The sequence below is a fragment of the Falsiroseomonas tokyonensis genome (genome assembly GCF_019024325.1).
Lineage (GTDB): Bacteria > Pseudomonadota > Alphaproteobacteria > Acetobacterales > Acetobacteraceae > Falsiroseomonas > Falsiroseomonas tokyonensis.
The window spans coordinates 100350-115013 of the sequence record NZ_JAFNJS010000009.1; the positions used below are offsets into that span (position 1 = coordinate 100350).

14 protein-coding genes are annotated in these 14664 nt (G+C 72.4%); 9 read left to right on the plus strand and 5 right to left on the minus strand.

Translation table 11 applies throughout. From position 1 onward, the window contains the following. Window positions 1-66: 66 nt before the first annotated feature. Genes J3S20_RS24400 through J3S20_RS24410 form a run of 3 tightly spaced genes read left to right on the plus strand, consistent with a single transcriptional unit; the run spans window position 67 to window position 2751 of the window. Complete coding sequence (locus tag J3S20_RS24400) at window positions 67-1044, plus strand: Bug family tripartite tricarboxylate transporter substrate binding protein (protein WP_343215289.1); 978 nt, start codon at window positions 67-69, stop codon at window positions 1042-1044. A gap of 55 nt (window positions 1045-1099) precedes the next feature. Continuing rightward, window positions 1100-1759, plus strand: coding sequence for an MBL fold metallo-hydrolase (locus tag J3S20_RS24405; RefSeq protein ID WP_216839496.1), 660 nt, complete (start codon window positions 1100-1102; stop codon window positions 1757-1759). 53 nt (window positions 1760-1812) lie between these two features. Then, window positions 1813-2751, plus strand: coding sequence for a DUF6454 family protein (locus tag J3S20_RS24410; protein ID WP_216839498.1), 939 nt, complete (start codon window positions 1813-1815; stop codon window positions 2749-2751). 172 nt (window positions 2752-2923) lie between these two features. Here the strand turns inward: J3S20_RS24410 and J3S20_RS24415 are convergent, their stop codons facing one another. Next, on the minus strand, window positions 2924-3781 hold the full coding sequence (locus J3S20_RS24415) for a DMT family transporter (protein ID WP_343215290.1): 858 nt from the start codon (window positions 3779-3781) through the stop codon (window positions 2924-2926). 140 nt (window positions 3782-3921) lie between these two features. Between J3S20_RS24415 and J3S20_RS24420 the strand changes: the two genes are divergently transcribed. Together J3S20_RS24420 and J3S20_RS24425 are read left to right on the plus strand one after the other, a co-directional pair. Next, on the plus strand, window positions 3922-4986 hold the full coding sequence (locus J3S20_RS24420) for a quinone-dependent dihydroorotate dehydrogenase (RefSeq protein WP_216839500.1): 1065 nt from the start codon (window positions 3922-3924) through the stop codon (window positions 4984-4986). Beyond that, on the plus strand, window positions 4983-5846 hold the full coding sequence (locus tag J3S20_RS24425) for a TIGR01459 family HAD-type hydrolase (protein ID WP_216839502.1): 864 nt from the start codon (window positions 4983-4985) through the stop codon (window positions 5844-5846). Before J3S20_RS24420 ends, J3S20_RS24425 begins: the two co-directional genes overlap by 4 nt. Before the next feature lie 65 nt (window positions 5847-5911). On the opposite strand, the gene creD is transcribed toward J3S20_RS24425, so the two are convergent. Next, window positions 5912-7282, minus strand: coding sequence for a cell envelope integrity protein CreD (creD, locus tag J3S20_RS24430; protein WP_216839504.1), 1371 nt, complete (start codon window positions 7280-7282; stop codon window positions 5912-5914). Between the two features lie 134 nt (window positions 7283-7416). Between creD and J3S20_RS24435 the strand changes: the two genes are divergently transcribed. The 4 genes from J3S20_RS24435 (at window position 7417) to J3S20_RS24450 (ending at window position 11186) form a co-directional block, all read left to right on the plus strand. Then, window positions 7417-8100 (plus strand): response regulator transcription factor, encoded by a 684-nt coding sequence (locus tag J3S20_RS24435; protein ID WP_216839507.1) that lies wholly within the window; start codon window positions 7417-7419, stop codon window positions 8098-8100. 2 nt (window positions 8101-8102) lie between these two features. After that, complete coding sequence (locus tag J3S20_RS24440) at window positions 8103-9641, plus strand: sensor histidine kinase (protein ID WP_216839508.1); 1539 nt, start codon at window positions 8103-8105, stop codon at window positions 9639-9641. Window positions 9642-9705: 64 nt separating this feature from the next. Then, entirely contained in the window at window positions 9706-10902 is a 1197-nt protein-coding gene (locus J3S20_RS24445) for a multidrug effflux MFS transporter (RefSeq protein WP_343215291.1), read from the plus strand. Window positions 10903-10976: 74 nt separating this feature from the next. Continuing rightward, a complete protein-coding gene (locus J3S20_RS24450; protein ID WP_216839510.1) occupies window positions 10977-11186 on the plus strand; it encodes a hypothetical protein in 210 nt (69 codons plus the stop codon). 100 nt (window positions 11187-11286) lie between these two features. On the opposite strand, the gene J3S20_RS24455 is transcribed toward J3S20_RS24450, so the two are convergent. From J3S20_RS24455 to J3S20_RS24465, 3 genes are all read right to left on the minus strand, one after another. Further along, window positions 11287-12249 carry a M14 family metallopeptidase gene (locus J3S20_RS24455; protein WP_343215292.1) on the minus strand — a complete coding sequence of 321 codons (963 nt, stop codon included), beginning with the start codon at window positions 12247-12249 and terminating at the stop codon, window positions 11287-11289. Then, a complete protein-coding gene (gene argE / locus J3S20_RS24460; RefSeq protein ID WP_216839515.1) occupies window positions 12246-13406 on the minus strand; it encodes an acetylornithine deacetylase in 1161 nt (386 codons plus the stop codon). The genes J3S20_RS24455 and argE overlap by 4 nt, the downstream gene beginning before the upstream one ends. Window positions 13407-13474: 68 nt before the next feature. Next, entirely contained in the window at window positions 13475-14407 is a 933-nt protein-coding gene (locus J3S20_RS24465) for a tripartite tricarboxylate transporter substrate binding protein (RefSeq protein ID WP_216839517.1), read from the minus strand. Window positions 14408-14664: the final 257 nt, after the last annotated feature.

Genomic DNA, 14664 nt, shown 5'->3' on the forward strand with positions numbered 1-14664 from the left:
ACCCGCCGCCCCTCTTACGCCTATGCCGTTTCGGCAACGTCCGAACCGTCTCGGAGGAAACAACCCGTGCTTCACCGTCGCGCGCTGGGCGCCGCCGCCCTCGGCCTGCTTGCCGCCCCCACCCTGGCCCCCAAGCGGGCCCGGGCCCAATCCTATCCCGATCGTCCCGTCACCCTGGTGGTGCCCTGGGCCGCCGGCGGGTCCACCGATGCGGTCGCGCGCATCGTGGCCGCGCGGCTGCAGCAGGACACCGGGCGCGGCTTCGTGGTGGACAACCGCACGGGCGCCAATGGCACCATCGGCTTCGGCTCCGTCGCCCGCGCCCGGCCGGACGGCTACACGGTTCTGGTCGGCACCGTCAGCACCTATGCCATGGCACCGCACCTGTACCAGCTGCCCTATGACAATGACCGCGCCTTCACCGGCGTCGGCCTCATCGCCTCGCAGCCGATGATCCTGTGCGTGCCGCGCAATTCGCCCTATCGGACGCTCGCGGACTTCGTCACGGCCGCGCGCGCGCCGAATTCGCGGCTGGTCTATGCCAATTCCGGCACCGGCTCCTCCACCCACTTGGCGACGGAGCTGTTCCTCAGCGCCGCCGGCGTCACCATGCAGGATGTCGGCTATCGCGGCGGCGCGCCGGCGGTGCAGGGCACCATCACCGGGGAGGTGCAGATGATCATCCAGGCTGCCTCCGGCGTGCTGCCGCTGATCCAGTCCGGCGACCTGCGGGCGCTGGCCATTTCCTCCGCCCAGCGGTCGCCGGTGGCACCCGACGTGCCGACCTTCAAGGAACAGGGTTTCGACGTGGAGGTGGCGGAGCATATCGCCGTGCTGGTCCCGGCCGAGACGCCCGCGCCCATCGTGCAGCGCCTGAACGAGCTGTTCCGCGCCGCCGTCACCGCGCCGGAAACGCGGGAGCGTCTGGCCGCCCTGGCCACCGTGCCGGAGACGATGCGGCCGGAGGAATGGGCCGCCTACAACGCCGCGGAGAACGCCAAGTGGCGGGAGGTGATCCGCGCCCGCAACATCAAGGTGCAGTAGCCGGGCCGGGCGGGGGCGATTGACAGGCGCGCCCCCGCCCCCTCACCTCTCGCCCATGCCCAAGCTCCAAGCCGCCCAGATCCCGGTCACCCCCTTCCAGCAGAACTGCGCCCTGATCTGGGATGCGGAGACGCAGCGCGGCACGGTCATCGACCCCGGCGGCGATGTGCCGCGCATCCTGGCCGCCATCGCCAAGGCGGGCGTCACGGTGGACAATATCCTGCTGACCCATGGCCATCTCGACCATGCCGGCGGCGCCGCTGCGCTGCGCGCGGCGCTGACGCAAAGCCAGGGCGCGCCGGTGCCGGTGGAGGGGCCGCATGAGGCCGATGCCTTCCTGCTGTCCGGCATTGCGGCCCAGGGCCGGCAATACGGCATCGAGGGGCTGGAGAATGCCACCCCCGACCGCTTTCTGACGGAAGGCGAGACGGTCACCATCGCGGGCCAGACTTTCGGCGTGCTGCATTGCCCGGGCCATGCGCCGGGGCATGTGGTCTTCGTCAGCCAGGCGCTCGGCTTCGCCGTGGTGGGCGATGTGCTGTTCCGCGGCTCCATCGGCCGCACCGACTTCCCCTATGGCGACCATGACGCGCTGATTTCCGCCATCGTCACCAAGCTGCTGCCGCTGGGGGATGAGATGCGCTTCCTCTGCGGCCATGGCCCGGGCTCCACCTTCGGCGAGGAACGGCGGACAAATCCCTTCCTGCCGCGCTGAGCTGTCATCGAATTGAGGGGGTTTCGGCGGCCGTTCCGCGCTTGAATGGCGGCATGACCAAGCCCCTCCGCCTCGCGCTCGCCGCCCTTGCCCTCGCCGCCGCGCCCGCCGCGGCGCAGGAGATCCCGGACCGGCTGCGGGCGCTGACCCGCGGCGCGGAATGGCGCCAGGTGGCGGTGATCCCGCTGGCCTTCCCCAGCCACCACCCGCAGGGCATGGCCCGCATCGGCGACCGCTTCTACATCTCCTCGGTCGAGATCATCGAACGCACCCAGCGCTACGACGCGCCGCGAGACGGCATGGACCGCAGCCCCGGCCGCGGCCGCGGCCTGCTCTTCGAGGTGGATGCGGAAGGCAAGCTGCTGCGCAGCCTCACGCTGGGCGAGGGCGATATCTACCACCCTGGCGGCGTCGATTTCGACGGCACCCACCTCTGGGTGCCGGTCGCGGAGTACCGGCCGAACAGCCGCTCCATCATCTACCGGGTCGATCCCACGACCATGCAGGCCGAGGCGGTCTTCCACTTCGACGACCATGTCGGCGGGCTGGTGCGGGACACGGCCTCCAACACGCTGCACGGCGTCTCCTGGGGCTCACGCCGCTTCTATGCCTGGCCGCAGGATGCGGCGGGGCGGCCGACCAATGCGGCGCAGCGCTCGGCCGATCTGCGGCGGCCCAACCCGGCGCTCTATATCGACTACCAGGACTGCCATTCGGTGGGGCCGGGGCTGGCGCTGTGCTCCGGGCTGAACGCCTATCGGCCGCAGGGGCCAGGCGGGCCGGTCTTCGCCCTGGGTGGGCTGGAGTTGGTGGACCTGGCGCAGGGAAGGCCGGTCTTCCAGCTGCCGGTGGAGCGCTGGACCGAATCCGGCCTGCCGATGACCCAGAACCCCTTCGCCGTGGCGGCGCAGGGCGCGAATGGCCTGCGCCTGTGGTTCGCGCCGGAGGATGACACCACGCGCATCTTCGTCTTCGACGTGGCGCCCAGGTAAATGCAAAGGCACAAAGGCTTTGCCTTGGTGCGCCTCAGACGCCGGGCGGGCCGCATCCGCGGCCCTTGGCTTCGTCGTGCCGAAGGCACGCCTGCGGCGTGACGCACTTGCCGCGGCGCCCGTCCAGGCGCTCGGCCACGAGGGCCGCAGGTCGAAAGCCCCCGCCGTCGTTCTACTTCCGCGCCGCCGCCCGCTCGCTCATCACGCAGGCGAAGACCACCACCGCGGCGCCCGCCAGCATGGCCAGCGCCGGGATACGGCCCCAGAAGGCGAAGTCCCAGGTCAGCGACCAGACCAGCCCCGAATAGCCGAAGGGCGCCAGGCGGCTGGCCGAGGCATGCCGGAAGGCCTCCGCCAGGCAGACGGTGGCCATGCCCACCAGCAGCCCATTCCCCACCATCTGCACCAGGGAGACGGCGCTGGGCGGCGACCAGTGGCTGAGCCCCAGCGGCAGCATCACCACGAAGCCGAGCAGGGAGGGCCAAACCAGCACGCGGGCGATCCCGGGTTCGCCGCGCAATTGCCGGTTCAGGGTGAAGACCGCCGAGTAGCAGAAGGTGCCACCCAGCGCGTAGAGATAGCCCAACACCGGCGCGCCGCCCGCCATGCCCGCCAGCCCTGGCGCCAGGCCGATGGCGACACCCGCGAAACCCACGCCGCACCAGGCCCAGGCGGCCGCCGGCGGCCTTTCCTTCAGCGTCCAGGCGGCCAGCGCCAGCACGATGAAGGGGGAGGTGAAGAACACCAGGTAGCCCTCCGCCAGCGGCAGCAGGCTGAAGGCCTGGAAGAAGCAGATGGCGCTGCCCAGCATCACCACCGCCCGGGCGGCATGCAGCCGCGGAAAGCGCGTGGCCAGCGGCCCGCCCCAGCCCGGCATCAGGGCGCGCGCGACACCCACCACCAGCAGCAGGGTGGCGAATCGCACCAGCAGCACCTGCCAGACCTCATGCCCGGCCGAGAGCAGCTTGCTATTGGCGTCGAGCAGGCCGAACAGGCCGATGCCGGCCAGCATCAGCGCGGGTCCGCGCACCTCAGCCTCCCCCCTGGATGAGGCGCGGGTATGCCCGCCCGCGCGACCGCAAGTCCACCGCCCCCCGCACGCATGGCAGGGCTGCGCCGCCGCTTGGCACCTTCCCTCGGCCGGCCAGACAGGGCACAAGCCGCCCCGCCATGACCCCCCAACTCGCCTCCGTCCTGATGCCGCTGATGCGCGGCATGGATCCCGAACGCGCGCATGACCTGGCCCTCCGCGGGCTGCGCTTTGGCCTCGCCGGGGCGGATCGCAGCGCGGATGACCCGGTGCTGGCGACCCGCGCCCTGGGCCTGGATTTCCGCAACCCCATCGGGCTGGCCGCCGGCTTCGACAAATCGGCGGTCGCCATCGCCCCGCTGATGCGGCTCGGCTTCGGCTTCGTGGAGGCGGGCTCCGTCACGCCGAAGCCGCAGATCGGCAATCCGAAGCCGCGGCTTTTCCGCCTGGCGGAGGACCGGGCGGTGATCAACCGCATGGGCATGAACAATGGCGGCCTGGCCGTCTTCCTGGCCCGGCTGGCGCATCTTCCTGCGAACCGGCCGGCCGTGCTCGGCGTGAACATCGCCATCAACAAGGACGGCGCGGCGCCGCTGCGGGACTATCCGGCGCTCTATGCCGCCGTCGCGCCGCATGCGGGCTATGTCGCCATCAACGTCTCCTCCCCCAATACCCCCGGCCTGCGGGATTTGCAGGGGGAGGCCATGCTGCGCGACATCCTGGCCGCCGTGGTCGCCACGCGGGACGCGCTGGCGGGTCCGCGCCCGCCGATATTGGTAAAAATCGCGCCGGACCTCTCGCCCGCCGCGGTCGAGCCGATCGTGGAGACGGCGGTGGCGCAGGGCATTGCCGGGCTCATCGTCTCCAACACCACCATCGCCCGGCCGGCCCTGCGTTCGGCGCAGAAATCCCAGGCCGGCGGCCTGTCCGGCCCGCCGCTCAAGGCCGCGGCGACGGAGCTGCTGCGCCGCGTCGCGCGGCTGACAGCGGGGCGCGACCTGACGCTGATCGGCTGCGGCGGGGTTTCCAACGGGGCGGATGCGCTGGAGAAGATCCGCGCCGGCGCCGCCCTGGTTCAGCTCTATGCCGCCTTCGCCTATGACGGGCCGGCACTGATCCCGCGCATGAAGCGGGAGCTGGCCGCGGCGCTGCGGCGGGACGGATTCAAGACTGTGGCCGAGGCCATCGGGGTGGATGCACGATGATCATGCTGGACGGGGTTGCGACCCTGGCGGACCGCTATGACGGCTTCATCCTGGACCTCTGGGGCGTGGTGCATGACGGGCGCAAGCCCTATCCGGGGGTGGCGGAGGCGCTGGGCAGGCTGAAGGCGCGCGGCAAGCGCATCGCCTTCCTCTCCAATGCGCCGCGCCGGTCCTTCGTGGTGGATGACCTGCTGACCGGCATGGGCCTGGACCGCGCGCTCTGGGACGGGACCATGACCTCCGGCGAGCTGACCTGGCGGCACCTGAAGCACCGCGACCGGGCGGATTTCGCCGCCCTGGGCCGGAAGGCGCTGCATATCGGGCCGGAGCGCGACCTTTCCGTGCCGGCGGAGACCGATGTGGTGCTGGTGGGATCGGCGGAGGAGGCCGAGTTCGTCCTGAACACCGGGCCGGAGCCGGCCCGCGGCAACCACGATATCGAACCCTATCGCCCGGCACTCGCCGCCTGCGCGGCCCGCCGCCTGCCGATGGTCTGCGTCAATCCGGACCGGCATGTCATGGTCGGCGATGAGCGGGTGATATGCGCCGGGGCGCTGGCCGACCTCTATGTCGAGCTCGGCGGCCCGACCGCCATCGAGATCGGCAAGCCCGACCCGGCCTGCTACCCGCCGGTGCTGGAGCTGCTGGGCCTGACCGATCGCGCCCGCGTGGTGGCGATCGGCGACAGCCCGCATACGGACCTGGCCGGCGCCCAATCCGCCGGCATCGATGCGGTCTGGGCGCTGACGGGCCTGGCCGCCCACGCCCATGGCGCGGCGCCGGACCCGGAGGTGCTGGCCCAGGTCGCGGCGAGCGAGGGCGTGCGCCCCGTCGCCGCGCTGTTGGGGCTGCGCTGGTAGTTCGAGCAATTTCCGTTCTGGCTGGAACAGCCAGAACGGATCTCTTGCTCGAGATGCCAGAGAATCTAGCGCATCCCCCACTCCACCCTGCGCGACACCGCCATCACCAGGGACAGCGCGGCGAACAGCGCCAGCGCGCCGGCCAGCAGGGCGAAGGCTTCCAGGCTGAGCACGACATAGAGGAAGCCGAAGAGCGCGGCGCAGACGGCGGCCAGGATGCCGCCCAGCCTCGCGCTGGCGGTGGTGGCCGCGGTGAAAAGCGAGGCCTGCCCCGCCACCAGCGCCGCGGCGATGCCATAGGCGGGCGCGAAGCCCAGCGGCTCCCCCAGCGCCAGCAGCAGCAGCGGAAACAGCACGACCGAGGCGCCGAGCAGCCCGTATTGCAGCGGATGGATCCGCACCCGTGCCACCACCTCGAAGATCCCATAGGTGATGAAGGCGAGCGCCAGGAAGAAGACGATGTATTTCGAGGCGCGGTTGACCATGCGGTAGGTCGGCACCGCCTCCAGCAGCTCCACCCCGATCCCCTCCCCCGCCGCGCCGGCGCAGAGGCTGCCGCGGGACAGCGGCTGGCGGGTGGTGGTGGTCCAGCCTGCCGCGAAACCTTCCGCCGTCACCTGGCTGCTGGCGGGCAGTTCGCGGCCGGTGAAGCTCGACGTGGCCCAGTTGCCGCTGATGCCGAGCCGCAGGCGCCGCGCCAGGGGCAGCATGTGGAAGCTGCCTGTGCCGCGCAGCTCCAGCCGCAGCGCGAAGGGCGAGGCCCCCTCCGGCGCCGCCTGCAGGCCGGGGGACCAGCGCAGCGTCTCGGCGGCGATGCAGGGTTCGCGATCCTGCGTCGGGTCGATCCCGCCCTCCGCCAGCGGCAGCGTCCGGTCCCCCCAGCGCAGCGGCGTCTCCGCCGCGGCCAGGCGGAGGTCATTGCTGCCGAGCACCAGCTGCGCCTCGGGCCAGAGGAATTCCGCCGCGGGCAGCGGCACCGGGCCGGTGCCGGCCGCCGCCGGATCGCCGGTGCGGGGCGGGGTCAGCCCGGCCAGGTTGAAGCTGCCCGAAAGGTCGATGGCGGCGGTATAGACGGTGGCCTCGAACAGGCCGCGGCGGCGCGTTTCCGGGGCGAGCGCGACCTCCGCCCGCAGATCGGTCGGCGGCACCATCAGCGTGCCACGGCGCCAGACCGGCGGCTCGCCCGGCTTCTCCACCACCGCCACGCGATAGGGCAGGCGCAGTAGCGGCCCGGCCAGCACCTGGCCGCGGCCCCAGCTCTGCGCGATCTCCTGCACCACGCCGTCGCGGCGCTGCTCGCGCTCCTCGATCAGCCCGGCGATCATCCAGTGCGGCACCAGCAGCAGCAGCAGCATGGCGCCGACGGCGATCAGCTTGACGGCATTGGGTCCGATGCGGGGCGGCTTCGGGGGCGGGACGGGCGCTGTGTCGGACATGTCGGAACCTCCGTGAATGGAGGCGCCAGCCTGGGCGGGCCGCGTGCAGCGGCTGCGGAGGCGGCTTGCAGGCGGCGTCGATTTTTCGTGCAGAGCCTGTGCAGCGGCCGCGCGGCGGCCGAAACTGCCCTGGCATGGCCAAGATCCTCGTCGTCGACGACGACCCCCATATCCGCAGCGTGCTCTGCTTCGCCCTGGCGCGGGACGGCTTTGTCACCGCCGAGGCCGCGGATGGCGCCGCAGCACTCGCTGCCGTGGCGCGGGAGGCGCCGGACCTGATCCTGCTGGACGTGCTGATGCCGGAACTGGACGGAACCGAGGTGTGCCGCCGCCTGCGCCGCAGCTCCGACGTCCCGGTGATTTTCCTGTCGTCCCGCGACGAGGAGGTGGACCGCATCCTGGGCCTGGAACTCGGCGGCGACGACTATGTCACCAAGCCCTTTTCCCCGCGCGAGGTGGTGGCGCGCGTCCGCGCCGTGCTGCGCCGCCGCCAGGCGCAGCCCGAGACCCCCGCCACCGCCCCCCTGCGGCAGGGCGCGCTGGAACTGCACCCGGACCGGCTGGAGGCGCTGTGGCAGGGCAGGCCCGTGGTGCTGACCGTCACCGAATTCGCCCTGCTGCATGCCATGGCCGCCGCGCCCGGTCGCGTCTTCACCCGCGACCGGCTGATGGACCTCGCCTATCCCGATCGCCGCGTGGTCAGCGACCGCACGCTGGACAGCCATATCCGCCATATCCGCGCAAAATTCGCCGCCCTCGGGGCGGAGCCGATCGGCACCGTGCATGGCATGGGCTACCGCTTCCTGGCCGGCGGCTGAGGATGCGCCGCAAGCCGCGCATCCTGACGGTGCTGCTGCTGTCCAACCTGGTGCTGCTGGGGCTGCCGCTCGGCGGGCTGTGGCTGCTGCGGCTGTATGAGAGCGCGCTGGTGCGGCAGACGGAGACGGAGCTGGTGGCCCAGGCCGCGGTCCTGGCCGCCGCCTTCCGCCTGGAATGGCGCGGGCCGGAGGCCGCCCCCACCCCGCGCGCTCCCTTGGCGCCCCGCCCCGCGGGCCTCGACCTGGCACGCGACCCGGTGCGGCCCCTCGCCCCCGCCGCCCAGCCCGGACCGCCGCCCGAACCGCGCGCCGCCGCCGCCGGCGCCCGGCTCGGCCCGGTGCTGGTGGAGACGCAGCGCATCACTTTGGCCGGGATCCGGCTGCTGGACCGCCAGGGCGTGGTGGTGGCGACGAGCCGGGAGGAGCTGGGCCTCAGCCTAGCGGCGATGGAGGAGGTGCAGGCGGCGCTGGCCGGCCGGGCCACCTCCAGCCTGCGGGCGCGGCGGGTGGATGCCGACCAGCCGCGCGGCGCCGCCAGCCTCAGCCGCGGCGCGGCGCTGCGGGTGGTGGTGACCCAGCCGGTGGAGGAGGCCGGCCAGGTGATCGGCGCCGTCCTGCTGTCCCGCACCCCGCCGGGCATCGACCAGACGATCTACAACAACCGCCACGCCTTTGGCGGCCTGGCGCTGGCGCTGCTGCTGGCCGCCGGGCTGCTGGCGGCCTTCACCGCCTATGCGGTCAGCCGCCCGATCCAGGCGGTGACCGCCCGCGCCCGCGCGGTGGCCGCCGGCCAGCGCCAGCCGCCTGGCCGGGTGCGCCGCTCCGCGGTGCGGGAGGCGGATGAGCTGTCCGCCGCCATCCAGGCCATGGCCGCCACGCTGGAGCAGCGCGCCGACTATATCCGCGGCTTCGCCACCGAGGTCAGCCACGAATTCAAGACGCCGCTGGCCGGGCTGCGCGGCGCGCTGGAACTGCTGCAGGACCACGCCGCCAGCATGGCGCCCGCCGAGCGCGACCGCTTCCTGGCCCAGGCCGCCGGCGATGTGGACCGGCTGGACCGGCTGGTGCGGCGCCTGCTGGAACTCGCCCGCGCCGAGGCGCCCCTGCCCCAATCCCCCGCCCGCTGCACGCTGGAGCCGGTGGTGGAGGCCGCCGCCGCCCCCTTCCCCAGCCTGCGCTGGCATCTGCAAAATGCCGAGCCGGCCCCGCCCCTCGCCATGCCGGCGGAGGCGCTGCGCGCCGCGCTCGCCTGCCTGTTCGAGAATACGCTGCAGCATGCCGGCCCTGGCGCGACCTGCCGCCTGTCCTGGCAGGCGGAGGAGGGCTGGCTGGCGCTGACGGTGGCCGATGACGGGCGCGGCATCTCGCCCGGCAATGCGCCGCGCATCTTCGACCGCTTCTTCACCACGGCGCGGGAGACGGGCGGCACCGGCCTCGGCCTGACCATTGCGCGCAGCCGGCTGGAGGCGACGGGCGGGTCGCTGACCCTGCTGCCGGACCGCCCCGGCGCCGCCTTCCTGCTGCGGCTGCCGCGCGCCTGAGCAGGGGAGCCCTGCGCCGGAGAGGTGTGGGCGGGGCGGCGCGCGGCGCGTAGACTCCCAAACTGTGAGACCTTCCCCGACTGCCCTCTCCGCCCGCCCGCCGATCTGGCTGCTGGTCGCCATCATCGGCATCGGGCCCTTCACCATGCAGGTGCTGGTGCCCTCGCTTCCCGCCATGGGCCGCGACCTGGGCGCCAGCACCTCCACCGTGCAGCTGACGGTCACGCTCTACCTGCTGGGGGTGGGCGCGGGACAGCTGATCTATGGGCCGCTGTCGGACCGGTTCGGGCGGCGGCCGCTGCTGATGGGGGGCCTCGCGCTCTATGCGGTGGCGAGCCTGGCGGCGGCGCTGGCGCCGGGCATTGGCGCGCTGGTGGTGGCGCGCGTGGCCCAGGCCGTGGGCGCCTGCGCCGGGGTGGTGCTGGTGCGGGCGGTGATCCGCGATGTCTGGTCCCGCGACGAGGCGGCGAGCGTGCTCGGCTACGTCACGATGGGCATGACCATCGCGCCGATGGTGGCGCCCATCCTGGGCAGCCTGCTGGAGGCCAGCCTCGGCTGGCGGGCGAGCATGGTGGCCTGCCTCGGCTTCGGGCTGCCTTTGGCATTGGTCGCCTGGCTGCGCCTGCCCGAGACCCTGCCGGCGCCACAACCCCTGCCTGGCCTGCTGGCGATCCTGCGGGCCTATCGCAGCCTGTGGGCGATTCCGGCCTTTCGGGCCTATGCGGCGCTGACCGCCTGCGCCACCGGCATCTTCTTCGCCTTCCTGGGCGGCGCGCCCTATGTGGTGGTGCAGGGCATGGGCTATTCGCCGGTGCAATTCGCCATCGCCTTCGCCGCCATCTCCATCTTCTTCGCCGCCGGCAACTGGCTGGCGGGGCGGCTTTCGAAGCGGATGGGCATTCTGCGCATGCTGGGCGTGGGGACCGTGATCTCCACGCTGGGCGCGATCGGGGCGGCGATCGCCATGGTGGTGTTTCCGCCCCACATCCTGGTGTTCTTCGTGCCGATGGCGGCCGTCGCGGTGGGCAATGGGATGACGCAACCCAATGCCATCGCCGGGGCGCTGAGCGCCCGGCCGCAACTCGCCGGCACGGCGAGCGCCCTGGTCGGCGCGCTGCAGATGGGATTCGGCGCGCTGATGACCTTCGTCGTCGGCCTGGTGGAATTCGGCAGCGGCATCGGCACCTCGCTGACCATGGCGGCGACGGGGGTGGCCTGCCTGCTGGCGCTGCGCGGGGCAAGGCGGGCGAGCGGGGGGTGAGGCGCCCGGCTTTTGGGTGCATGTTGGAACGGCGCGCCCTTCGCGGGCGGCACAGCCTATGGGGAGAGCCGACGATGGGCGACAGCTACATGCAGGACCAGGCCGAGGCGCTGGCGCAGCACCTGCGGCTGACGGACGGAAAATCCGGCTATGTGGAGGCGACGGCGGAGGGGTTTCGGGTGTTCGTGCGGAAGAAGTGGCCGGGGAAGCCGGTGCTGAGCTGGGATGGGCTGCCGGTGGAGTGGAATGAGAATGTGGGAACGCATAAGGCGAGTGGGAGGTAAGGCCCTTTGCGATGACGCGCCTGTTGCGCTCTAAGGACGCGATCTGCAACGATTAAGCTCTCAGCGGCTTAATCCTGGCCCGATCGGCGTCGCACATCACCTAAACCTCAAACCGCGCCAACCTAACCGCCGTATGCCCCCGCATCACCCGCGGACTCGGCATCACCAGCAAACAGTCATCATGCGGCGTCCGCACCTCAACCTCGCCGTCCAGCGCGATCAGCGTATTCCGCCGCTCAATCACCTCCCCACCGCGAAAATCCCGCAAGAACGCAAAACCGGTCGTCGTCGCCGTCACCGTCCTCGTCACCCGCGCCAGCCGCCCCTCCGGCAGCGGCGCCTGAACCGGCAAGGCCACCCCCTCCTCCGCCATGCCCAGCGCCCGCAGCAGCCGCGCCGCCGCGTCTTCCATCAGCGCCAAGGTCTCCGGCTGCCAATGCGGCCCCGCTTCCAGCAGCAGGGCGCTGGCGCCGTCCTTGAAGCGGGGGTGGTCGATCAGCCGCATACCCGCCGCGTGCCCGTCATCCGCCACCACCAGCGGCGGCGTGCCGATCGCGCGGCCCAGCGTCCGCGCCGCGGCGCCGGGGCCGGAGAGGAACAGCGGGTCGCTGGGCCAGAGCATCGAATGCAGGTCCAGCAGCACATCCGCCCGGGTCATCACCGGCAGCAGCGTCCTGGCCCGGTCCAGCTCCACGGAGCGCCGCGCGCCGCCGAGCAGGGCCGGCGCCCAGAGGCGGTTCATGTCCTCCTCGACGAAGCGGCTCGCCGTGGGGTCGGCGGGGTCGAAGCGGTCGAGCGCCGGCAGGTTGGCGAAGACCAGGGTCAGCGTGCCGCGCCGCGGCCGCACCCCGTCCCGCAGCCAGCGTGTCAGCAGCAGCGCGCCGGCAATCTCATTGCCATGCACCACGGCGGAGACCACCAGATGCGGCCCGGCCTCCGCCGCCGCGAAGCGCCACACGCCGGGAATGCCGGCATTGCCCGCCCGCCAGGGGCCGAGCTCCGGCATCGGCAGGCGCACCTCCAGCGGCGGCAGGCCGAGATCGGACAGCGTATTCGGCTTCACGCCGCCATCCTGTCGCCGAGCCGGTCGAGGAAGGCCAGGCAGGCGGCCATCTGGTCCTCCGCGATCCATTCCTCCGGCTGATGCGCCTGGGCCACGTCGCCGGGGCCGCAGACCAGGGTGGCGATGCCGGCGCGCTGGAACACGCCGCCCTCCGTCGCGAAGGGCACCTGGGCCGGTGCGCCCACCGCGCCGCAGCCCTGGGCCAGCGCCAGCAGCGGGTGCGTGGCGGGCAGGTCCAGCGGCGGAGCGTAGCAGCGCGGGGTGATTTGGAACTGCGCGTCCGGCGCGCGCGCGCGCAGATCCGGCAGCAGCACCGTCTCGGCAAAGTCCTGCAGCGAATCCCGCACCGCCTCCGCCGAATCCCCCGGCACCGACCGCACCTCGAAGACGAATTCGGCCAGGTCGGGGACGATGTTCAGGATGCTGCCGCTGCGGAAAGTGCCGGTATGCACCGTGGTCCAGGGCGGTTCGAAGCCCGCCGCGCGGCGCCCTTCGGCGGCGAAGCGACGGGCGGCCGACTTAAGAAGGACCACCGCCTCCGCCGCCGCCTCCAGCGCATTGGCGGTGCGGTGGGTCTGCGAGGAATGGCCGGTCCGCCCCGTCACCGCCACCTCCCAGGAGGCATAGCCCTTATGGGCGATCACCGGCGCCATCCGGCTCGGTTCGCCGACGATGCACAGCGCCGGCGGCGGGCCGTGCCGGGGCAGGCTGTCCACCAGCAGGGGGGCGCCGGCAAAGGTGGTTTCCTCGTCGAAGGACAGGCAGAGGTGGATCGGCCGCGCCAGCTTCTTCGCCAGAAGTCCCGGCACGGCCGCCATGACGCAGCCCCAGAACCCCTTCATGTCCACGGTGCCGCGCCCGATCAGTCGGCCGTGTTCGCGGCGCAGCCCAAAGGGGTCGGCGGCCCAGGCCTGGCCTTCCACTGGCACGCAGTCGCTATGCGCGGACAGCGCCACCCCGCCGGGCACCGCCGGGCCGAGCACCGCATGAAGCGCCGCCTTGCCGCCATCGGCATTCGGCACGCGCCGGCTTTCCACGCCGTGCCGGGCGAGTTCTTCCTGCACGAACTGCACCAGGTCCAGGTTGCTGCGCGCGCTGGTGGTGTCGAACCCCACCAGCCGCGCCAGCAACGCGACCGCGTCGTTTTCCGCCGCCATTCGCAAGTCTCCCCGAGCCGCAGTCTATACGGCGGCCGAACGGCGGCAACTCGCGGTGGCGAAGCCCCCTATTGTGCCAGGCCGAGCTCCTTCAACACGGTGCGGTTCATCTCGCTTTCGGCCGCGAAACGGTCGCGGAAGGCCGTGCCGGGCAGGTAGCGCGGCACGGCGTTCAGCCGCTCCGCCGCCTGGCGGAAGCCGGGGCTGGCGACCGCGGTGGCGCAGGCGCGCTCGATGGCGGCCGCCGCGGCCTCCGGCATCCCGGCCGGGCCCACCAGCCCGCCGGCGGAGCTGCCCTCGATCGGGTGGCCGAGTTCGGCGACGGTCGGCACCTGGGGCAGCGCCTCCATCCGTTCCCGCCCGAAGACGGCCAGCATGGGCAGGCCGGTATTGGTGGGGATGGAGGGGCTTTCGACGAAGACCTGGATCTGGCCGCCGAGCGCGGCCGTGGCCATGGGTCCGGCGCCGGTGAAGGGCACATGCAGGCCATCCACCCCCGCCGCCTTCAGCAGCGCCGCCATCAGGATATGCTGCGTGCTGCCCTGGCCGGGGGAGCCATAGACCAGCGCCTCCTTCCCCGATCGGGCATGGGCGATCATGCCGGCGAAATCCCGGAAGGGCGCGCCGCGGCCGGCCACCAGCACCTGCGGGTTGTCATAGACCAGGCAGAGGAAGCGGAAGCTGTCCAGGGAATAGGACAGGCTTTGCAGATGCGGCTGGGCGGTCAGCGGGTTGTTCGGGGACATGCCGATGGTGCTGCCATCCGGCGTGGCACGGGCGATGGCGGCATCGCCGATGGTCCCCGCCGCGCCGCCGCGATTCACCACCACCACGGTCTGGCCCAGCGCCTGGGTCAGCTCCGCCTGCAGCGCGCGGGCCATCAGGTCGGTGTTTCCGCCAGGGGGATAGGGCACGATCATCTGGATCGGGCGGGTATCCTGCGCCCAGGCTCCGGTGGCGGCCAGCAGCAGGCCGAAGGCCAGGGCAATCCGCGTCTTCATGGTGTCTCCCCCGTATTCTTGCGGGGGAACGCTTGCCCGGGGTGCCGGGTGGGTCAAGGCCGGCGGCTGCCGGCGGGGCTTCAAAGCCGGCCTGCGCCGGCGGGGTTTCAAAGCCGGCCTTCGCCGGCGGGGTTTCAAGCCGGCCTGCGCCGGGCGGGGTTTCAAGCCGGCCTGCGCCGGCGGGGTTTCAAGCCGGCCTGCGCCGGCGGGGTTTCAAGCCGGCCTGCGCCGGCGGGGTTTCAAGCCGGCCTGCGCCG